This is a genomic window from uncultured Exiguobacterium sp., assembly GCF_964277885.1.
Taxonomy (GTDB): domain Bacteria; phylum Bacillota; class Bacilli; order Exiguobacteriales; family Exiguobacteriaceae; genus Exiguobacterium_A.
This window is the reverse complement of the sequence record NZ_CAXYJR010000008.1, coordinates 34,925-54,462: the sequence shown is the minus strand read 5'-3', so window position 1 is coordinate 54,462 and position 19,538 is coordinate 34,925. Positions and strand designations below refer to the sequence as shown.

Sequence of the window (19,538 nt, the reverse complement as noted above, 5' to 3'; positions counted from 1 at the left end):
GTTCCCATGCCGAACACGGAAGTTAAGCACTTGAACGCCGAAAGTAGTTGGGGGCTTCCCCCTGTGAGGATAGGACGTTGCCAGGCACTTGACCGATCTGCAGATTGCAGGTCGGTCTTTTTGTGTTTTCTAAAAAGCCTTATCAGTTGCATTTCTTTTTTTAGATGATTACTATTAAATCAAACAATAGTCAAAGATGGTCAGAGAGGTGGTGCCAATGCAAAACATCACAGATATCATCGAAGCCTATTTAAAGCAAATTTTACACGACGAAAAGACGATTGAAATCAAACGTCAAGAAATTGCACAACGTTTTGACTGTGTTCCATCACAAATCAACTACGTCATTAATACTCGTTTTACGGTCGAGAAGGGCTATTTTGTTGAAAGTAAACGGGGTGGCGGTGGATACATTCGGATTCAAAAAATCGTTGTGCTCGATAGTCACGATCTATTAGACGAAGTCAGTTCATGGATCGGTGATCATTTGACGGAACAAGCTGCAGAAGATTATTTGATTCGTTTGATGAACGAACAATTACTGACGCGGCGGGAAGCTATTTTGATTCAATCGCTGTTGCAAAAAGAGAGTTTGCCAATGGCGGTCGAAGATCAACACCGGATGCGTGCCCACTTGATGCGGACGCTTCTTCAAACCATGAAGCGACTCTAGTCGTCGGACATTGGAGGAATGCATGATGCGTTGTCAACGATGTGGCGAACGAGAAGCAATCGTCCGTGTCAAACTTCCACAAGAATCGGAAACCGATGAGAAGTTCTTATGCTCGGTTTGTGTGCGGGAGTTAGCACGTGAATATCAAGGGACGGCGTGTCCGTCTTGCGGTATGACCCGTCAACAATTGCTTCATCTTCGCAAAGTCGGTTGCCCGACTTGTTATTCATTTTTTAAAGACGAAGTCGACGGTATGGTTCGTCAGTTCCAACACGGTCATACGCAGCACTATGGCTCACGACCCGATGAAGAATCCGTGGAAAAACGATTGAACCAGCAGCTCAGTCGACTTAAAGAACAACTCAACCGCAAAATCTTAGCAGAAGATTATGAAGAAGCAGAAGTCATAAAACAACAGATTGAGAGTGTCGAGGAGGATTTGCGTCATGTTTGAAGAGTTGCTCCAACACCCTTTAAGCGAATCGATGAATCAATCTTCTCCTTTTGACGACATCGTCGTTTCGACACGGATTCGATTGGCGCGTAATACGACACGTTATCCGTTCTCAACGATGTTGTCCGAAGCACAAGCGAATGCACTCATTGAAGAGACGGAACGCCAATTAAACGGGATGAAAGGGTTCCGATTTGGTCGCGTCGATCAGGCGGATGTCCTGACTCGAACCGCTTTAGTAGAAAAGCATCTGATCAGTCCAGCGTTAGCCAGTCATCCACGGACAGGACTCTTCATTAGTGAGGATGAGCAGATCAGTGTCATGGTAAACGAAGAGGATCATTTTCGAATTCAGACGTTATTACCTGGGCTACAGCTTGAAGAAGCGTTTCGGATCGCAAAACAAGTCGATCGCTTGATCAGTGAACGATTTAAAATTGCTTTTGATGACACGCTTGGTTATTTAACGACTTGTCCGAGTAACGTCGGAACAGGTCTTCGTGCTTCCGTGATGTTGCACTTACCGGGACTGGTCCTGACGAATCAGATTCAAGGCTATATCAAACACTTACGACAGCTCGGATTCGCGATTCGTGGGCGTTACGGCGAGGGAAGCGATGCTTCTGGTCGTATGTTCCAACTTTCGAACCAGCGGACGCTTGGGGCAAGTGAGGATATGCTGATCACGGACTATCAATTTGCCGTCGAAGCATTAATTGAAGCAGAACAGGCAGCACGAAAAGGATTATTGGAGATGTATCAAGAAGAACTAGAGGACAGACTATATCGTTCCTACGGTATCCTGACATCAGCTCGACTGATTACAGCGCGGGAAGCAACGGAACGACTATCGGATGTTCGCTTAGCAGACAGTCTGGGACTAGAGGTCAATCTTCCTCCAAATCTTTTTCATCAACTGCTCGTTTCATTACAAACAGGTTTTCTACAAAAGCATTTCGGGAAACAATTAACATCTAGAGAACGGGACATCGAACGGGCGAAACGGATCCGGACGATGTTAACCGAACAGACAAACAGGGATCACACACAAGGAGGTTTTGCATAATGATGTTTGGACGATTCACAGAACGTGCACAACGTGTATTGGCACTTGCTCAAGAAGAGGCAGTACGGTTAGGGCACCACAATATCGGAACAGAACACATTTTACTCGGACTTGTACGTGAAGGAGACGGAATCGCTGCGAAAGCCTTAACAGCACTCGGTCTCAGTTCAGATAAAATTCAGATGGAAGTCGAAGCATTGATCGGTCGCGGACAAGATGGTGCAACGACGATTCACTATACACCACGCGCGAAAAAGGTCATCGAGTTATCAATGGATGAGGCACGTAAACTAGGTCACTCTTACGTTGGAACAGAACACCTCTTACTCGGATTGATCCGAGAAGGAGAGGGCGTTGCTGCTCGTGTCTTGAATAACTTAGGCATCAGTCTTTCAAAAGCCCGTCAGCAAGTACTCCAGTTGCTCGGGAACAGCGAAACGACAGCAAACGCGTCGCAAGCAGGTTCAGGTGTCGCAACACCTACACTTGATGGTCTTGCTCGTGATTTGACACAACAAGCACGCGAAACACGTCTTGATCCAGTTATCGGTCGTGCGAAAGAAATTCAACGCGTCATCGAAGTCTTGAGCCGCCGGACGAAAAATAACCCGGTCTTGATCGGGGAACCAGGGGTCGGTAAAACGGCTGTCGTCGAAGGTCTCGCTCAACAAATCATCAACAATGAAGTACCGGAGACGTTACGCAATAAACGCGTCATGGTACTCGATATGGGGACACTCGTCGCCGGTACGAAATACCGTGGTGAATTCGAGGATCGTTTGAAAAAGGTCATGGATGAGATTCGTCAAGCGGGGAACATCATTCTTTTCATCGATGAATTGCATACATTGATCGGAGCGGGTGGAGCAGAAGGTGCGATCGATGCATCGAACATCCTTAAACCATCGCTCGCACGAGGCGAACTCCAGTGTATTGGAGCAACGACTCTTGATGAGTACCGGAAATACATCGAAAAAGATGCGGCACTCGAACGTCGTTTCCAACCGATCCAAGTCGCAGAGCCAACAACGGATGAAGCAACACAAATCTTATTTGGTCTTCGCGATCGTTATGAAGCACACCACCGTGTAACGATCACAGACGAAGCGATTCAAGAAGCCGTCACATTGTCGGATCGATACATTTCGGATCGTTTCCTTCCGGATAAAGCGATCGATTTGATCGATGAAGCGGCATCGAAAGTTCGGTTGCGTTCATACACAGCACCACCGAACTTAAAAGAAGTCGAAGCAAAACTCGAGGGTATCCGTAAGGACAAGGATGAAGCGGTCCAAAGCCAAGAGTTCGAAAAAGCAGCAAGCCTCCGCGACACGGAACAAAAATTACGCGATGAGCTTGAGCGTTTGAAAGAGGAGTGGCAGAATAAACAAGGCAACGAAAAACTTGAAGTCACAAAAGATGACATCGCACAAGTTGTTGCCAACTGGACAGGTGTACCGGTTACGAAGATCGCGGAAGAAGAGACGGATCGTCTCCTTCGCCTCGAAGAAATCCTTCACGATCGTGTCATCGGTCAAAATGAAGCCGTTAAATCGATTTCAAAAGCCATCCGTCGCGCACGTGCTGGACTGAAAGATCCAAAACGTCCGATCGGTTCATTCATCTTCCTCGGTCCTACTGGGGTTGGTAAGACAGAACTCGCTCGTGCGGTTGCCGAAGCGATGTTCGGAGATGAGGATGCGATCATCCGGATCGACATGTCAGAGTACATGGAGAAACATGCAACGAGCCGTCTCGTCGGTTCACCTCCAGGATATGTCGGTTACGAAGAAGGCGGTCAATTAACGGAAAAAGTTCGCCGGAAACCATACTCAGTCATCTTACTTGATGAAATCGAGAAGGCGCACCCGGAAGTCTTCAACATTCTCTTGCAAGTACTTGATGATGGACGCTTAACAGACTCGAAAGGTCGGACGGTTGATTTCCGTAACACGATCATCGTCATGACATCGAACGTCGGTGCAAGTGCCCTTAAACGGAATAAATATGTCGGATTCGCTGTTTCTGAAGATACGGATCGCGAATACAAAGACATGAAAGATAAAGTCATGGAAGAACTCAAACGGGCGTTCCGTCCAGAGTTCTTGAACCGGATTGATGAAACGATCGTCTTCCACTCACTCGAGAAACAACACATCGAAGAGATTGTGAAGTTGATGGCGAAAACCCTTGAAAAACGTTTGGCTGAACAGGAAATTCATTTTGAATTGACACCAGCTGCCCTCTCGAAGATTGCCGATATCGGATACGATCCAGAGTACGGCGCACGTCCAATCCGTCGTGCCCTTCAACGGGAAGCGGAAGACCGGTTGTCAGAAGCATTGCTCGCAGGCGATATCCAAAAAGGAGAACGTGTTGCGCTTGATGTCGAAGAGAACGAATTCATCGTTCGCCGGAATCACGTGAGTTCTGCCGCAACGGAATAAGCACTGAGCACAGGGCCAGCTTTCGCACTTTCTGAGCGAAGCTGGTTCTTTTTTTGAAACAGAAAGGATGAATCGATTGGCTAAGTTAAAAACAAAATTCGTTTGTCAAAGCTGTGGGACCGAATCACCGAAATGGATGGGACGTTGTTCTGGATGCGGAGAATGGAACACGATGGTCGAAGAAGTCGTCGAAGAGAAAAAAGGACGGCGCGGTGCCGCTTTCGTTCATACGACAACAAAACAATTGAAGCCAGAGCGCCTCGCGAACATCGTCTCACAAGAAGAGAGTCGCGTCTTTACCGGAAGTGGTGAATTCGACCGTGTTCTCGGAGGTGGTATCGTTCCAGGTTCGATGGTGCTAGTTGGAGGAGATCCGGGGATTGGGAAGTCGACGATCTTACTGCAGACGAGCGCACGTCTTGCCCAACGTGGCGAAAAAGTGCTCTACATCTCAGGAGAAGAATCGCTCAAACAAACCAAATTGCGCGCGGAACGGCTTGGCTTACCGACTCAGGATTTGTTCGTCCTTAGTGAGACGGATATGAACATGATTGAACGTGTCGTCGATGAAGAACAGCCACGTTTTTTAATCATCGACTCGATTCAAACCGTCTACATTGATGAAATTCAGTCTGCACCCGGCAGCGTGACACAGGTACGGGAATGTACGGCGATGCTGATGAAAATTGCGAAGAGTCGCGGGATCGCGATCTTCATCGTCGGTCACGTCACGAAACAAGGTTCGATTGCTGGACCACGTTTACTAGAGCACATGGTGGATGCCGTCTTGTATTTCGAAGGCGAACGTCACCATACGTTCCGGATTCTGCGTGCTGTCAAAAACCGATTTGGTTCAACGAATGAGATCGGAATTTTTGAGATGCGGGAGTCTGGTCTTGAAGAGGTCTTGAATCCGTCAGAAATTTTCCTCGAGGAGCGGACGTCCGGTGTATCCGGTTCGACGATCGTTGCTTCCATGGAAGGGACACGGACGGTCCTTGTCGAACTGCAAGCGTTGATTTCACCGACGTCATTCGGCAATCCAAGACGGATGGCGACCGGAATCGATCAAAATAAGGTGGCTTTATTGATGGCTGTGCTTGAGAAACGATCGGGTCTTCTCTTACAGACACAAGATGCGTACCTCAAGGCAGCCGGGGGGGTGAAGCTTGATGAACCCGCGATTGACTTGGCGGTTTGTGTCGCGATTGCTTCTAGTTTCCGTGACAAGCCGACGCGTCCGACGGATGTCGTGATTGGTGAAGTCGGATTGACAGGTGAGGTTCGCCGTGTATCGCGGATTGAACAACGTGTAGCAGAAGCAGCCAAACTCGGTTTCACGCGAGCGATCATTCCGAAAAATAACTTAGGCGGTTGGACGTATCCGGACGGGATTACGGTCGTCGGTGTCGAGAGTGTGGACGAAGCATTACGTGAAACCATTCCGTTTTAAGCTGGAATGACGCAAAAAATGGGGGGACTGTAATGGATATGTAAACAGTTTCCCCTCCTTCCGGCGTAGGTAGTTCAATTCAGTACATGTTACAATGAACTTAAAATAAGCAAAGGAGGTGAGAAGATTGAAAATCGTCATTCGGGTATTTTTTGCATTACTCGGACTTGCCCTCGGAATTTTGTTGCTACCTCAGTTCTTCCAATTGATTGAAACGGCAACAAATACGACATTCCCTGCATGGTTGATGAGCGAATACGTAACTGGAACGATTGGTGCACTCATATTCTTATTAATTGGATTATTCATTACGGATTCGGTAATTCGACTTCTCCGATTTTTAGAAGAACGACTCGTCAAAGCCCCAGTGGCAGATCTCTTTTTTGGAACATTAGGTCTCTTAATCGGATTGATATTGGCATTTCTTGTCAGTACGTTAATCGACTTGGTTGGGATTCCTTTCTTAAGTAACGTCCTCACGATTATCGTGACGGCATTATTCGGATACCTCGGCTTTACGGTCGGGTATCGTAAACGTCATGAATTGACGAAAATCTTCTTACGTAGTAACCAAAGTGAGAAAAAGGCGACGTCAGAAGTCGTCGTCCCAGTTAAGTCAAACAGCAAGGTACTTGATACGAGTGTCATCATCGACGGACGAATTACGGATATCACAAAAACCGGCTTCGTCGAAGGAAAACTGATCGTCCCGCAATTCGTCATCGGTGAGTTGCAATACATCGCCGATTCTTCCGATACGTTGAAACGAAACCGTGGACGTCGTGGACTCGATGTCTTAAAAGAGTTACAAGAGATTCCTGGAGTCGAGGTCGAAATTTATGATGGCGACTTCGAGGATGTACCGGAAGTCGATATTAAACTGATTAAACTCGCGGAACTCGTCAAAGGGATCGTCGTCACGAACGACTATAACTTGAACAAAGTCTGTGAAGTCCGACATGTTCCTGTCCTTAACATCAATGATCTGGCGAATGCCGTCAAACAAGTCGTCATTCCAGGAGAAGAGATGACCGTTCTTGTCATCAAGGAAGGAAAAGAACAAAAACAAGGCATTGCCTATCTCGAAGATGGGACAATGGTCGTTGTTGAAGGAGGCAAACACCTCATTTCGAAAACGATTGGCGTTGTCGTCACGAGCGTCTTGCAGACGTCAGCTGGACGAATGATTTTTGCGAAACCACAAGAAAAATGAGACACTATGCCTAGAGAGACATCGAGAGGCATTCGGATAGACCCTGCAACGGATTCGATTTCATGATCGAGTCCGTTTTCGGTGTGATGGAATGGATCATGATGATCAGTGAGAGAGAAAAGAGGGAATGGGATGTCTACAGCCACATATCGCGTCGTCATCCCCGCTGCCGGTGCCGGTAAGCGGATGGGCGCAGATCGTAATAAATTGATGCTTGAACTAAGAGACCGTCCAATCATCGCTTGGACACTGGATGTCTTCGAGGCAGATCCGGCATGTACGGAAATCGTCCTCGCGATCAATCCACTAGAACAAGAATGGTTTACAAGTCTTATCGCGTCTTATAAGACATCGATTAGACTTGTCGCGGGTGGTGCCGAACGTCAGGAAAGTGTGCTCCGTGGTCTTGAGGCGTTAGAAGGCGAAGGGATTGTTCTGATCCATGATGGTGCTCGACCGTTCATTTCACAAGCAGCGATTCAGGCGGTCGTCCAAGCAGCAGTCCTAGATCAGGCAGCGATTCTCGCGGTACCGATCAAAGATACCGTCAAACGGATCGAAGCGAATCACATCAGTGAGACCGTCCCGCGGGAACACCTGATGGCAGCGCAGACACCACAAGCGTTTGATCTTGCGACGATTCGCACGGTTCATGAAAAAGCGGCAACGAAATACCTAGGAACCGATGATGCAAGTTTGATAGAATGGGACGGAGGAAAAGTAACGATCGTCCACGGTCACTACGAAAATATCAAGATGACGACACCGGACGATTTGTGGTTCGGTGAAGCGATTCTAATGAAACGAGGGAAATGACGATGATTCGAATTGGACAAGGTTTTGATGTACATGCCTTTGCAGAAGATCGGAAATTGATTTTAGGCGGCATCGAGATTCCGCACACGAAAGGATTGCTCGGTCATTCGGATGCAGACGTCTTGTTACATACGATTGCCGACGCGGCACTTGGTGCAATCGCAGCAGGAGATATCGGAAAACATTTTCCGGATACGGATCCGGAATTCAAGGATGCCGATTCAGCAAAATTGCTGCAGCATGTTTACGCGCTCGTTAAACAACAAGGGTATGAGCTTGGCAACCTAGATGCGACAGTCATCGCACAGGCACCAAAGCTCCGTCCGTACATCGACACGATGCGTGCGCGGATCGCGGAATTGCTCGAAGCGGACATTGAACAGATCAATGTCAAGGCAACGACGACGGAATGGTTAGGTTTTACGGGACGAGAAGAGGGAATCGCTTGTCAAGCAGTGATTCTACTGAAACGAATCGAAGAATAAGGTATACTAGATAAGCGAATTTTAGTCGAAGGAGTGATTGGCAATGGCAGAAGTACGAGTACGTTATGCCCCAAGTCCAACAGGACACTTGCATATCGGGAATGCCCGGACTGCATTATTTAACTATCTGTTTGCGCGCCACTTAGGCGGTAAGATGGTATTACGAATCGAGGATACGGACCAAAAGCGGAATATCGCAGGTGGTGTCGAGAGTCAAATGAAGAACCTCGAGTGGCTCGGTGTCGATTGGGACGAAGGTCCGGGTCGCGGTGGCGAGTACGGTCCTTATTCACAAATGGAGCGTCTCGATATCTACCAAAAGTACACGGACGAGTTACTTGAAAAAGGACTTGCTTACCGTTGCTACATGACATCGGAAGAGCTTGAAGCAGAACGCGAAGCACAAATCGCACGCGGAGAAGCACCACGTTATTCAGGAGCGCACCGTAACCTGACAGCAGAACAAGAAGAAGCGTTCCGCGCAGAAGGTCGCACGCCATCGATTCGGATTCGTGTACCGGAAGATGTCACGTATACATGGAATGATATCGTTAAAGATGACGTCTCATTCGAATCAAAAGACTTCGGTGACTGGGTCATCGTCAAAAAAGATGGCATTCCGACGTACAACTTTGCCGTCGTCATCGACGATCACTTGATGGCGATCAGCCATGTTCTTCGTGGGGATGATCATATTTCGAACACACCGAAACAAATGATGATCTATGATGCGTTCGGTTGGGAATACCCGACGTTCGGTCACATGACATTGATCGTCAACGAATCACACAAAAAACTCTCGAAACGTGATCACTCGATCATTCAGTATATCGAGCAGTATAAAGAGCTCGGTTATCTCCCGGAAGCATTGCTCAACTTCATCACGCTTCTCGGTTGGTCACCAGTCGGCGAACAAGAAATCTTCACGAAAGAAGAGTTCATCGAGATCTTTGACGCGGATCGTCTCTCGAAGAGTCCAGCTGTCTTCGACCAAAACAAATTGGCTTGGATCAATAGCCAGTACATGAAACATCAATCGTTCGAAGAAGTATTCGAAGCCAGTCTTCCGTTCCTACAAGAAGCAGGTCGCGTCGAAGCGTCACCTTCAGAAGAAGAGCTCGCTTGGGCACGTGATCTTGTCGCGTTATACCGCGAACAAATGACGCATGGCGCGGAAATCGTCAAGCTTTCAGAGATGTTCTTTGAGGACGAAGTGGTGTATGATGAAGAGGCAAACACTGTCTTGAGTGGCGAGACGGTTCCGACTGTACTTGCAGAATTCGCGAACCAGTTACGTGCTCTCGAAGAGTGGACACCAGAAGCGATTAAAGCATCGATCAAAGCGACGCAAAAAGCGACTGGTCAAAAAGGTAAAAACTTGTTCATGCCAATTCGTGTCGCGACGACAGGACAGACACATGGTCCAGAACTCCCGAACACGATTCAATTACTAGGAAAAGACCGTGTGCTTGCACGGCTTGAAGCAGAATAACGAAAGCGTAGACGAGGAAAGTAACGATGCGTCTTCTTCTCCAGAGACAAGCTCGAATGGTGCGAGGGCTTGAAGAAGCGAATCATGAAATGCCCCTCTGAGTGCTGCCCGAAATCCGTGAGAGTAGGCGCAGACGTATCTCCGGCGTTAACGGACGTCGAGAGGGACGAGTCAATCGTCCAAACAGAGTGGGACCGCGCTTCGTTAGCGTCTCTGTGCAGCAATGCATGGAGGCGCTTTTTCTTATGGAGAGGAGAACGTATATGACACGGATACGAGAAGATATCCGCAATGTGTTTGAGCAAGATCCAGCTGCCCGCAGCACGTTAGAAGTCATTTTGACATACCCGGGCTTACATGCGATTTGGATGCATCGCCTGGCCCATCGACTCTGGAACGCGAAGTTCCGCTTGCTCGGTCGATTGATTTCGCAGTTCAGTCGCTTTTTGACAGGCATCGAGATTCATCCAGGAGCAACGATCGGACGCCGATTCTTTATCGACCACGGGATGGGTGTCGTCATTGGTGAGACGACGATCATTGGTGATGACGTCACGTTGTTTCAAGGCGTGACGCTCGGCGGAACGGGGAAAGAAACAGGAAAGCGTCATCCGACGATTGAAGACGGTGTACTTGTCTCTGCCGGTGCCCGTGTCCTTGGTGATATCACGATCGGGGCATACTCGAAAATCGGTGCCAGTTCCGTCGTCTTAAAACACGTTCCTCCAAATGCGACCGTCGTCGGCATTCCGGGACGTGTCGTCATTCAAGACGGCATGAAGGTCGAAGCACCACTTGATCATCGTTTCCCGGATCCGGTCAGCGAATGCCAAGAGCGGATTGAAATGGAACTAGAAGTATTAAAACAAGAAATTGAACGGATTAAAGGAGGGCGACGTCATGATTCAACTGTACAACAGCATGACCGGAAAAAAGGAACCATTTAAACCATTAGAAGAAGGAAAGGTCAAGATGTATGTCTGTGGCCCGACTGTTTACAACTACATTCATATCGGGAACGCACGTCCAGCCATCGTCTTCGATACGGTCCGCCGCTACTTCACATACCGCGGATATGAAGTCAAATATGTCTCGAACTTCACGGACGTCGACGATAAGATCATCCGGACAGCGAACGAACTCGGAGAAGACTATCATGCGTTGACGAAACGTTTCATCGAGGCGTATCACGCGGACACGGGTGCCTTGAATGTCCAAAAAGCGGATATCCATCCGCTCGTCACGGAAACGATGGACGATATCATCGCCTTCATCGAAGTTCTCGTCGAAAAAGGCAATGCCTACGCATCGAGCGGAGATGTCTACTTCCGGACGCGTAGCTTCGATGATTATGGACAATTGAGCCAACAGTCGATTGATGAATTGCGCGCAGGCGCACGAATTGAAGTTGGAGAGAAAAAAGAAGATCCACTTGATTTTGTGCTCTGGAAAGCAGCAAAACCAGGGGAGCCGGCATGGACGAGTCCATGGGGCGAAGGACGACCAGGCTGGCACATCGAGTGCTCGGCGATGGCGAAGAAATATCTCGGGGAGACGATCGACATTCATGCTGGTGGACAAGACTTGAAGTTCCCGCATCATGAGAATGAGATCGCCCAGTCGGAAGCATGCAACTCGAAGAAGTTCGCGAACTACTGGATGCATAACGGGTTCTTGAACATCGAAAACGAGAAGATGTCGAAGTCGCTCGGTAACTTCCTGACAGTCCATGAAGCGATCCAAGCGGTCGATCCGATGGTGTTACGGTTCTTCATGTTATCGGTTCAGTATCGTCACCCGATCAACTATAGTCGGGAACTGATCGATCAAGCAGCGAACGGTCTCGCGCGGATTCGGGAGTCGGTCGCAAACATCGAACACCGTCTTGACATGACGGCTGATCTCGGAACAGGTGACGAGAAGTGGTTGAATCGTCTAGCGGCGATCAAGGAACATTTCATCACATCGATGGATGATGATTTCAATACAGCGAACGCTGTGACGGATTTATTCGATCTCTCGAAAGAAGCCAACTTGTACCTCGGAGAAGCACATGTGTCGAAACAGGTGCTCGAACAGTTCCTCGCACTCTTCTCGGAATTATCAGATGTCCTCGGTGTCACGTTGACAGTCGACAAAGGCTTACTCGATGAAGAAGTCGAACAGTTGATCGAAGAGCGGAACACAGCCCGTCAAAATCGTGACTTCGCACGAGCGGACGCAATCCGCGATCAGCTGCGTGATCAAGGGATCCTGCTCGAAGACACAGCGCAAGGGATGCGGTGGAAGCGCGGATGAAGAACTATAAACAACTGAATGCACTCGCGTTAGCGTACATGGGCGATGTCGTCTATGAGATTCGTGTGCGGGAGCGATTGCTCGAACAAGGTTATGTGAAGCCGGGCGAGTTGCATAGAGCAGCTGTCCGGTATGTTCGGGCACAAGCACAAGCGACGGTCGTGACGCACTGGTTGAATACGGATGCGTTGACGGAAGAAGAGGCAGCGGTCGTTCGGCGCGGAAAGAACGCGAAATCCGGTTCTGTCCCGAAGAGCACGGACGTCCACACGTATCGCTACGCGACAGCATTTGAAGCATTGCTCGGTTATATTTATCTTTCAGAAGGAGGGGATCGCCTTGAAGAACTCATCGGACAAGCGTTCGAACTACTCGAAGCCGAAAAAACAGACGAATCCTAAGGCAACCGGTGCGAAGCCAAAAACGAAGGCACAGCGCCCAGCACAAGAGAAACGAAAAGCCACTCCGGTCAAGGAACAGCCCGTCGCGATCGAACCGCTCGAAGAAGGACAAGATTTCTTGTCAGGTCGTAATCCGGTCCTAGAAGCATTACGGAGTGGACGAGAGATGAACAAGCTGTTCTTACAGGAAGGACAACACAAAGGACCGCTTGCCGTCATCCATTCGATGGCGCAGGAAGCAGGGATTCAAATTCAGCTCGTCCCGCGTTCGCGGTTAACCGGTTTAGCTGGAACGGAAAATCATCAAGGTGTCGTCGCAGCGGTTGCTGCGTATGAGTACGCTGAGATGGAAGACATCTTCGAACTCGCACGTCAAAAGGATGAAACACCGCTCTTGATCATGCTTGATGAACTCGAGGATCCACATAACCTCGGATCGATCTTGCGGACGGCAGATGCTGTTGGGGCACACGGGATCATCATTCCGAAGCGTCGGTCAGTCGGATTGACGCAAGTCGTCGCGAAGGCGTCAACAGGCGCAATCGAACATATCCCGGTCGTTCGTGTGACGAACCTCGCGCGGACGATGGAGGATTTAAAGAAACAAGGCATCTGGTTCGTCGGAACGGATGCACGTGAAAGTGACGACTACCGGACACTCGATGGGACGATGCCGCTCGGAATCGTCATTGGCAGTGAAGGAAAAGGAATGAGCCGGCTCGTCCGTGAAAAATGTGACTTCCTCGTCCACCTCCCGATGGCAGGACATGTCACGTCACTTAACGCATCGGTTGCCGCTTCGCTATTATTATATGAAGTCTACCGGACTAGAAAGCCGTATGCGCGATGAAGTATGATCGCCTCATCGTAGATGGCTACAATATCATTGGTGCATGGCCGGAATTTCGGACGTTGCGGGAGCAAGATTTTGAATTAGCGCGGGAACGGTTGATTCATGCGATGGCAGAGTACCAAGCCGTTACAGGAATCAGCGTCACGATCGTCTTTGACGCGTATCTGCAACCGGGCCGTGAATCACGGATGCAAAAAAGTGGAATCGATATCGTCTATACACGGGAGAACGAAACGGCAGATGAATGGATTGAAAAGACAGCTGCTGATTGGTTACAGGACATCCGAGTCAAGCTGACGGTAGCAACGAATGATTACACGGAGCAGTGGGTCATCTTCACACTCGGAGCACTTCGTATATCGGCGCAGGAACTTAGACGTGAATGGAAAGCGGCAGTTGCCGTCATCAAGCAACAGACGACGTCTGCGAAGACAGCAGCTCAACCGCGCTCGAAGATTGACTTACCGGAAGACGTCATTGCTCGTCTCGAAGCGATTCGTCGACGAAAGAATTCGGATATATGATATGAACCATTCGCATGAGCGATCCACCGTTCTCCTTCATTCGGAAGAACGGTGGTTTTTTTATAGAAAAGATACATTTTGGATACAACAAAAGAGGTCATGCCAATTTTCATTGTCGTACGATAGGTAATTATTGTATAATTAAAAACAATTGAACTATTCGTCAATGATGCTTGGAGGGATACAGGATGAGTTTGGTTTCGTTCGACCAGTTTGAGTGCATGACCGATGAAGCGCTTGTAGAACAAGCGAAAGAGTTCGATAACAGCGATGCGCTCGAATTTTTGATCGAGCGGTATCGAAATTTCGTACGCGCCAAAGCCCGTTCTTATTTTTTGATTGGGGCAGACCGAGAAGATATCATTCAAGAAGGAATGATTGGTCTCTATAAAGCGGTACGAGATTACCGAACGGATAAGCTCGCCTCGTTTAAAGGATTTGCCGAATTATGCATCACGCGACAGATGATTACTGCGATTAAGACAGCAACACGTCAGAAACATATTCCGTTGAACTCGTACATCTCGCTCGATAAACCGATCTATGATGATGAATCAGAGCGGACGCTACTGGATATCATCACGTCGACAGCACCTTCTGATCCACAAATCTTGATCGTCAACCGAGAAGAATACGCAGACATCGAATCGAAGATGGAGGAGATTCTGAGTGATCTCGAACGGAAAGTCCTCGCGCTCTATCTCGATGGACGGACGTATCAAGAAATCTCCGACGACCTCGATCGTCACGTTAAATCGATCGATAATGCTTTGCAACGCGTCAAACGGAAGCTTGAACGCTACCTCGAAGCACGAAAGATGACGGTCTAACAGAGAGGTAGATTGACCGTAATCCCTTCCTATGCTACTGTATAACTAGCGCCTTACTAGCGAGACGCCGCTCATAGGCGTTTTTTTTTACGCTCTTTTTCGGAAAGAAAGCACCTTAACAGAAGAGAAGAGTGGCAAAGAAGGAGGACTTTGAGATGGCGAAGAAAGTAGGCCTTGCTTGTGATAATTGCGGTGCCCGCGACTATACGACGATGAAAAAAGAGGACGTCACTGTCCGCTTGGAATTGAAGAAATTCTGCCGTCGTTGTAACGCGCATACGATTCATAAAGAAGCGAAATAAGGCTTCATCTGTCCCGATTTATTACATCCTGGAGGGAAAGTACGATGAAATTTTTGCGTGACGTATGGAATGAATTGAAAAAGACGAGCTGGCCAAAACGAAAAGAGCTGACGAAATACACATTGACGGTCATCGGTATGGTGATCTTTATGGGTGTCTTCATCTTCGGTATCGATTCAGGGCTTAGCGCATTGATGAGCTGGTTGATTAAGTAAAAAGAAGAGGTGGCCTACCATGGAGAAACAATGGTTTGTCGTCCAAACGTATTCCGGATTCGAAAACAACGTCAAGGCGAACCTTGAACGTCGGATTGAATCCATGAACATGGACGAAAAAATCTTCCGTGTACTCGTTCCGATTGAAACGGTACAAGAAGAAGTAACGAACAAAAAGGGAGAAACGAAAATCAAAGAACGTGAAGTCAAGATCTTCCCGGGGTATGTCCTCGTCGAGATGGTCATGACGGATGATTCTTGGTATGTCGTCCGGAACACTCCGAACGTCACGGGCTTCCTCGGATCAGTAGGCGGCGGTTCAAAACCGACACCACTCCTTCCGGAAGAAGCAGAAAACATCCTTGGATCAATGGGTCTCGTTGATCTGAAGAGCCGTTACGACTTCTCACTCGGACAAATCGTCCGAATCAAAGAAGGGGCTTTCGAAAATCTCGAAGGTACGATCGAGGAGCTTGATACAGATACTGAGAAGATGAAAGTCTCTGTTGATATGTTCGGTCGCGAAACGAAGGTCGAGCTTGATTTCGCACAGGTCGATAAAATCGACTAAGTTTCCTATTGCGAATGTTTTGTTTTAATGATACAATTTTTCGTGTTTGATGTTGTGCTTATTTCGATAAATAACTCGTCGAATAGAATGAGTGGGAGGACGCGCAACGTCCAATTAAACCACATTAAAGAATTAAGGAGGTGTGTCTCGTGGCGAAGAAGGTTATGAAACTCGTAAAACTTCAAATTCCTGCGGGCAAAGCAAACCCAGCTCCACCAGTTGGACCGGCACTCGGTCAAGCAGGTGTGAACATCATGGGCTTCTGTAAAGAGTTCAACGCTCGTACACAAGACCAAGCCGGCTTGATTATCCCTGTAGTCATCACGGTTTTTGAAGATCGTTCATTCACATTCATCACTAAAACTCCTCCAGCAGCAGTTCTCTTGAAGAAAGCAGCTGGAATTGAGAGTGGTTCAGGTGAACCGAACCGTAAGAAAGTAGCGACTGTCAAACGTGACAAAGTTCGTGAAATCGCTGAAACAAAAATGCCAGACCTTAACGCATCATCTGTTGAAACAGCAATGTTGATGGTTGAAGGTACTGCACGTTCTATGGGTATCGTAATCGAAGACTAATTGTCTTTTTGATTACCATGAACAACGATGAGGGTCGCAGGCGGATAGTTTCTTGAAGCCTGCTACCCTTTCATTATGTGGGAGGATTTTCCGCACAACCACAAAGGAGGAACCTAAAATGGGTAAGAAGTACAAAGAAGCTGCTAAACTTATCGATCGTACGGTTTCATACGAACTCGCAGAAGCTGTAGATTTGACTAAAAAATCTGCAACTGCGAAATTCGATGAGACTATCGAATTGGCTGTTCGTCTCGGAGTAGATCCGAAGAAAGCAGACCAACAAATCCGTGGAGCAGTCGTATTGCCACACGGTACTGGTAAAACACAAAAAGTTCTCGTCTTCGCGAAAGGTGAGAAATTAAAAGAAGCGGAAGCTGCTGGAGCAGATTACGCTGGTGATGCTGAGTACATCAACAAAATCCAACAAGGATGGTTCGACTTCGACGTTATCGTCGCGACACCAGACATGATGGGTGAAGTTGGTAAACTTGGTCGCGTTCTCGGACCAAAAGGCCTCATGCCAAACCCGAAAACAGGTACAGTTACATTTGACGTCACAAAAGCAATCAACGATATCAAAGCTGGTAAAGTTGAGTACCGTGTCGACAAATCAGGTAACATCCACGTTCCTGTCGGTAAAAAATCATTCGATAACGAGAAACTCGTTGATAACATCAACACAGTTATCGAAACTCTCGTAAAAGTTAAGCCTGCTACTGCTAAAGGTGTATACCTTAAGAACATCGCGATCGCTTCTACAATGGGTCCTGGTGTAAAAGTATCTTCAGCTGACTTCGCGAAATAATTTCGTCTAAAACGAACTTGACAACGTTCTAAGAACGCTGTTACAGTATAAAACGTTGATATATTTCGACATACCGTAGACAGAAGGTGCTCACATGGGCATAAATCCTTCCGAGGTGTTCTTGCTCAGAGAGCCTGTTTGTTCAGGTATCCTTTTTGACGATTACGCCTCCTCTGCTCTGCAGACGGAGGCTTTTTATTTGAAATCGAGCAGCCCCTCGCACCGGTACATTTCATCTACCAGGAGGTGCAACAGAAATGGCAAACGAAAAAGTTATCGCTGTCAAAGCGGATCTCGTATCTGAGATCGCTGAGAAACTCCAAGCGAGCGCAGGAACAGTTGTCGTCGACTACCGTGGTCTCACAGTAGAAGAAGTCACTGAACTTCGTAAACAACTCCGCGAAGCGGGCGTTGAATTCAAAGTTTACAAAAACGGTCTCCTCCGCCGCGCGGCAGTTCAAAGCAACCTCGAAGGTCTTGATGAAGTCTTCACAGGTCCTAGTGCGATCGCCTTCAGCAATGAAGACGTTATCGCGCCAGCTAAGATCTTGAACGACTTCGCTAAAACGCACAAGGCTCTCGAACTTAAAGGTGGTATCATCGAAGGCAAAGTCACTTCAGTAGAAGATGTCAAAGCCCTTGCGGAACTTCCATCACGCGAAGGTCTCCTTTCGATGCTCCTCAGCGTGCTTCAAGCGCCAATCCGTGGACTCGCGGTGGCAACGAACGCAATCGCAGAGCAAAAAGAAGAACAATCTGCTTAATTTCTGCTTAGCGGGATAGGCAACCAACACAATTTTCACACCCCAACGTGGGCTAAATCAAAGGAGGAAAACCATAATGGCTTTCAACAAAGAGCAATTTATCGAAGACCTCAAGGGCATGACTGTTCTTGAACTTAACGAACTCGTAAAAACAATCGAAGAAGAATTCGGCGTATCAGCAGCAGCTCCAGTAGCAGTTGCAGGTGCTGGCGCAGGCGCAGCAGCTGAAGAGCAAACTGAATTCGACGTTATCCTTACTAACGCTGGATCTGGTAAAATCAACGTCATCAAAGCAGTTCGCGAATTGACTGGTCTCGGTCTTAAAGAAGCGAAAGCTCTCGTAGACGGAACTCCAGCACCAGTTAAAGAAGGCGTTTCGAAAGAAGACGCTGAAGCAATGAAAGCTAAGCTTGAAGAAGCTGGCGCTACTGTAGAAGTTAAGTAATTTTCTTCTTCCGTAGAAACAAGAGAAGCTCGCATTGCGAGCTTCTTTTGTTTTCATCTTTTACATGAGAGGGGAAGGAAACATGGCGGATCATTATTATACGAATGACCCTTCATCGAAACGAGATCCGAAGACGTGGGAATATGTTCTGCGTGGTCAGACGCTCCGCTTTACATCGGACCATGGTGTCTTTTCGAAGAACGGAATCGATTTTGGTTCCCGTCTGTTGATCGAGGCATTCACGGAACCGGCTGTAGCGGGAGACATCTTGGATGTCGGTTGCGGATACGGACCGATGGGCATCGCGCTTTCGAAGTCGACGGGTCGTCCGGCACACTTGATCGATGTCAATGAACGGGCGCTCGAACTAGCGGCAGACAATGCGCGCGCGAACGGTGTTTCCGTGACGACCGGTGTGAGTGACGGGTATGATGGGGTAGGCGAATCGACATTCGCAGCGATCGTGACGAATCCACCGATTCGGGCGGGAAAAACGGTCGTCCATCGTATTCTCCGGGAAGCGTATGATCACCTTGTCGTCGGCGGCGAGCTTTGGGTCGTCATTCAAAAGAAACAAGGTGGACCATCAGCGAAGAAATTGATGGAAGACGTATTCGGTATGTGTGAGACAGTTACCCGCGATAAAGGGTACTCGATATTTAAATCAATTCGGTCTTGACAAATCGAAGGATTTGTCGTTGACCGCATGTTGTGTCTATGATAGTATTATAAAATGCCATTGGAGTGATTTTTGGATAAGATGTTTGAAAGCAGCTGGCGTTCTCGACTACAGATGATTGAGTAGACAAGACGTCGCTTTTTTGCGCTTATCAATCAAAAAATGGCTTCAATGTTC

Annotated in this window: 23 protein-coding genes, 1 rRNA gene and 2 other annotated features; all 24 genes read left to right on the top strand. The window is 48.0% G+C overall.

The features are described from left to right. Positions 1-86 (top strand): 5S ribosomal RNA (rrf, locus tag ACHWTJ_RS15960); the annotation flags it as partial. Between the two features lie 131 nt (positions 87-217). After that, on the top strand, positions 218-673 hold the full coding sequence (locus ACHWTJ_RS15955; RefSeq protein WP_023466578.1) for a CtsR family transcriptional regulator: 456 nt from the start codon (positions 218-220) through the stop codon (positions 671-673). A 25-nt stretch (positions 674-698) separates the two neighbouring features. Further along, a complete protein-coding gene (locus tag ACHWTJ_RS15950; protein WP_023466580.1) occupies positions 699-1,127 on the top strand; it encodes a hypothetical protein in 429 nt (142 codons plus the stop codon). Further along, entirely contained in the window at positions 1,120-2,193 is a 1,074-nt protein-coding gene (locus ACHWTJ_RS15945; RefSeq protein ID WP_023466586.1) for an ATP--guanido phosphotransferase, read from the top strand. Before ACHWTJ_RS15950 ends, ACHWTJ_RS15945 begins: the two co-directional genes overlap by 8 nt. Beyond that, complete coding sequence (gene clpC / locus ACHWTJ_RS15940) at positions 2,193-4,640, top strand: ATP-dependent protease ATP-binding subunit ClpC (protein WP_023466588.1); 2,448 nt, start codon at positions 2,193-2,195, stop codon at positions 4,638-4,640. Before ACHWTJ_RS15945 ends, clpC begins: the two co-directional genes overlap by 1 nt. A 76-nt stretch (positions 4,641-4,716) precedes the next feature. Next, the gene (gene radA / locus ACHWTJ_RS15935; protein WP_029343076.1) at positions 4,717-6,093 is read left to right on the top strand and encodes a DNA repair protein RadA; all 1,377 of its coding nucleotides are present in this window, start codon (positions 4,717-4,719) and stop codon (positions 6,091-6,093) included. A gap of 127 nt (positions 6,094-6,220) precedes the next feature. Next, positions 6,221-7,306 (top strand): PIN/TRAM domain-containing protein, encoded by a 1,086-nt coding sequence (locus tag ACHWTJ_RS15930; RefSeq protein WP_294744525.1) that lies wholly within the window; start codon positions 6,221-6,223, stop codon positions 7,304-7,306. Between the two features lie 132 nt (positions 7,307-7,438). Further along, entirely contained in the window at positions 7,439-8,122 is a 684-nt protein-coding gene (gene ispD / locus ACHWTJ_RS15925; RefSeq protein WP_294744523.1) for a 2-C-methyl-D-erythritol 4-phosphate cytidylyltransferase, read from the top strand. A gap of 2 nt (positions 8,123-8,124) precedes the next feature. After that, a complete protein-coding gene (ispF, locus tag ACHWTJ_RS15920) occupies positions 8,125-8,607 on the top strand; it encodes a 2-C-methyl-D-erythritol 2,4-cyclodiphosphate synthase (protein WP_029343079.1) in 483 nt (160 codons plus the stop codon). 43 nt (positions 8,608-8,650) lie between these two features. Then, entirely contained in the window at positions 8,651-10,099 is a 1,449-nt protein-coding gene (gltX, locus tag ACHWTJ_RS15915; protein ID WP_023466595.1) for a glutamate--tRNA ligase, read from the top strand. Continuing rightward, positions 10,099-10,317: a binding site (T-box leader), on the top strand. Its footprint overlaps the gene before it by 1 nt. Positions 10,318-10,344: 27 nt before the next feature. Further along, positions 10,345-11,046, top strand: coding sequence for a serine O-acetyltransferase EpsC (epsC, locus tag ACHWTJ_RS15910; protein ID WP_081637456.1), 702 nt, complete (start codon positions 10,345-10,347; stop codon positions 11,044-11,046). Next, positions 11,000-12,397, top strand: coding sequence for a cysteine--tRNA ligase (cysS, locus tag ACHWTJ_RS15905; protein ID WP_223041108.1), 1,398 nt, complete (start codon positions 11,000-11,002; stop codon positions 12,395-12,397). The genes epsC and cysS overlap by 47 nt, the downstream gene beginning before the upstream one ends. Beyond that, positions 12,394-12,798 carry a Mini-ribonuclease 3 gene (locus ACHWTJ_RS15900; protein WP_294739723.1) on the top strand — a complete coding sequence of 135 codons (405 nt, stop codon included), beginning with the start codon at positions 12,394-12,396 and terminating at the stop codon, positions 12,796-12,798. The genes cysS and ACHWTJ_RS15900 overlap by 4 nt, the downstream gene beginning before the upstream one ends. A gap of 88 nt (positions 12,799-12,886) precedes the next feature. Beyond that, a complete protein-coding gene (rlmB, locus tag ACHWTJ_RS15895) occupies positions 12,887-13,648 on the top strand; it encodes a 23S rRNA (guanosine(2251)-2'-O)-methyltransferase RlmB (protein WP_394680003.1) in 762 nt (253 codons plus the stop codon). Continuing rightward, positions 13,645-14,175 carry an NYN domain-containing protein gene (locus ACHWTJ_RS15890; RefSeq protein ID WP_394680002.1) on the top strand — a complete coding sequence of 177 codons (531 nt, stop codon included), beginning with the start codon at positions 13,645-13,647 and terminating at the stop codon, positions 14,173-14,175. Before rlmB ends, ACHWTJ_RS15890 begins: the two co-directional genes overlap by 4 nt. A gap of 188 nt (positions 14,176-14,363) precedes the next feature. Then, the gene (gene sigH, locus ACHWTJ_RS15885; protein ID WP_023469884.1) at positions 14,364-15,005 is read left to right on the top strand and encodes an RNA polymerase sporulation sigma factor SigH; all 642 of its coding nucleotides are present in this window, start codon (positions 14,364-14,366) and stop codon (positions 15,003-15,005) included. Positions 15,006-15,160: 155 nt separating this feature from the next. Then, positions 15,161-15,307: a 50S ribosomal protein L33 gene (rpmG, locus tag ACHWTJ_RS15880; RefSeq protein ID WP_023466603.1), complete on the top strand. Its 147-nt coding sequence runs from the start codon at positions 15,161-15,163 to the stop codon at positions 15,305-15,307. Between the two features lie 44 nt (positions 15,308-15,351). Next, positions 15,352-15,522 carry a preprotein translocase subunit SecE gene (gene secE, locus ACHWTJ_RS15875; RefSeq protein WP_029332248.1) on the top strand — a complete coding sequence of 57 codons (171 nt, stop codon included), beginning with the start codon at positions 15,352-15,354 and terminating at the stop codon, positions 15,520-15,522. A gap of 19 nt (positions 15,523-15,541) precedes the next feature. Further along, a complete protein-coding gene (nusG, locus tag ACHWTJ_RS15870; protein WP_149426605.1) occupies positions 15,542-16,093 on the top strand; it encodes a transcription termination/antitermination protein NusG in 552 nt (183 codons plus the stop codon). A gap of 149 nt (positions 16,094-16,242) precedes the next feature. Beyond that, the gene (rplK, locus tag ACHWTJ_RS15865) at positions 16,243-16,668 is read left to right on the top strand and encodes a 50S ribosomal protein L11 (protein ID WP_023466609.1); all 426 of its coding nucleotides are present in this window, start codon (positions 16,243-16,245) and stop codon (positions 16,666-16,668) included. Between the two features lie 118 nt (positions 16,669-16,786). Further along, a complete protein-coding gene (gene rplA, locus ACHWTJ_RS15860; RefSeq protein WP_064300983.1) occupies positions 16,787-17,473 on the top strand; it encodes a 50S ribosomal protein L1 in 687 nt (228 codons plus the stop codon). Positions 17,474-17,528: 55 nt separating this feature from the next. Next, positions 17,529-17,680 (top strand) — a sequence feature (ribosomal protein L10 leader region). Between the two features lie 50 nt (positions 17,681-17,730). Further along, entirely contained in the window at positions 17,731-18,237 is a 507-nt protein-coding gene (rplJ, locus tag ACHWTJ_RS15855) for a 50S ribosomal protein L10 (protein ID WP_023466611.1), read from the top strand. A 76-nt stretch (positions 18,238-18,313) separates the two neighbouring features. Further along, on the top strand, positions 18,314-18,682 hold the full coding sequence (gene rplL, locus ACHWTJ_RS15850) for a 50S ribosomal protein L7/L12 (RefSeq protein WP_023466613.1): 369 nt from the start codon (positions 18,314-18,316) through the stop codon (positions 18,680-18,682). Positions 18,683-18,764: 82 nt separating this feature from the next. Next, positions 18,765-19,361 (top strand): class I SAM-dependent methyltransferase, encoded by a 597-nt coding sequence (locus ACHWTJ_RS15845; RefSeq protein ID WP_023466614.1) that lies wholly within the window; start codon positions 18,765-18,767, stop codon positions 19,359-19,361. Positions 19,362-19,538 lie beyond the last annotated feature (177 nt).

Excerpts from the sequence above, each read along its gene's own strand:
- ACHWTJ_RS15890 (WP_394680002.1), top strand. The coding sequence starts at position 13,645 with ATGAAGTATGATCGCCTCATCGTAGATGGCTACAATATCATTGGTGCA.
- ispD (WP_294744523.1), top strand. The coding sequence starts at position 7,439 with ATGTCTACAGCCACATATCGCGTCGTCATCCCCGCTGCCGGTGCCGGT.
- nusG (WP_149426605.1), top strand. The coding sequence starts at position 15,542 with ATGGAGAAACAATGGTTTGTCGTCCAAACGTATTCCGGATTCGAAAAC.
- secE (WP_029332248.1), top strand. The coding sequence starts at position 15,352 with ATGAAATTTTTGCGTGACGTATGGAATGAATTGAAAAAGACGAGCTGG.
- rpmG (WP_023466603.1), top strand. The coding sequence starts at position 15,161 with ATGGCGAAGAAAGTAGGCCTTGCTTGTGATAATTGCGGTGCCCGCGAC.
- gltX (WP_023466595.1), top strand. The coding sequence starts at position 8,651 with ATGGCAGAAGTACGAGTACGTTATGCCCCAAGTCCAACAGGACACTTG.
- ACHWTJ_RS15845 (WP_023466614.1), top strand. The coding sequence starts at position 18,765 with ATGGCGGATCATTATTATACGAATGACCCTTCATCGAAACGAGATCCG.
- ACHWTJ_RS15950 (WP_023466580.1), top strand. The coding sequence starts at position 699 with ATGCGTTGTCAACGATGTGGCGAACGAGAAGCAATCGTCCGTGTCAAA.
- rplJ (WP_023466611.1), top strand. The coding sequence starts at position 17,731 with ATGGCAAACGAAAAAGTTATCGCTGTCAAAGCGGATCTCGTATCTGAG.
- ACHWTJ_RS15900 (WP_294739723.1), top strand. The coding sequence starts at position 12,394 with ATGAAGAACTATAAACAACTGAATGCACTCGCGTTAGCGTACATGGGC.
- rplA (WP_064300983.1), top strand. The coding sequence starts at position 16,787 with ATGGGTAAGAAGTACAAAGAAGCTGCTAAACTTATCGATCGTACGGTT.
- ispF (WP_029343079.1), top strand. The coding sequence starts at position 8,125 with ATGATTCGAATTGGACAAGGTTTTGATGTACATGCCTTTGCAGAAGAT.
- cysS (WP_223041108.1), top strand. The coding sequence starts at position 11,000 with ATGATTCAACTGTACAACAGCATGACCGGAAAAAAGGAACCATTTAAA.
- ACHWTJ_RS15955 (WP_023466578.1), top strand. The coding sequence starts at position 218 with ATGCAAAACATCACAGATATCATCGAAGCCTATTTAAAGCAAATTTTA.
- clpC (WP_023466588.1), top strand. The coding sequence starts at position 2,193 with ATGATGTTTGGACGATTCACAGAACGTGCACAACGTGTATTGGCACTT.
- epsC (WP_081637456.1), top strand. The coding sequence starts at position 10,345 with ATGGAGAGGAGAACGTATATGACACGGATACGAGAAGATATCCGCAAT.
- rplL (WP_023466613.1), top strand. The coding sequence starts at position 18,314 with ATGGCTTTCAACAAAGAGCAATTTATCGAAGACCTCAAGGGCATGACT.
- ACHWTJ_RS15945 (WP_023466586.1), top strand. The coding sequence starts at position 1,120 with ATGTTTGAAGAGTTGCTCCAACACCCTTTAAGCGAATCGATGAATCAA.
- sigH (WP_023469884.1), top strand. The coding sequence starts at position 14,364 with ATGAGTTTGGTTTCGTTCGACCAGTTTGAGTGCATGACCGATGAAGCG.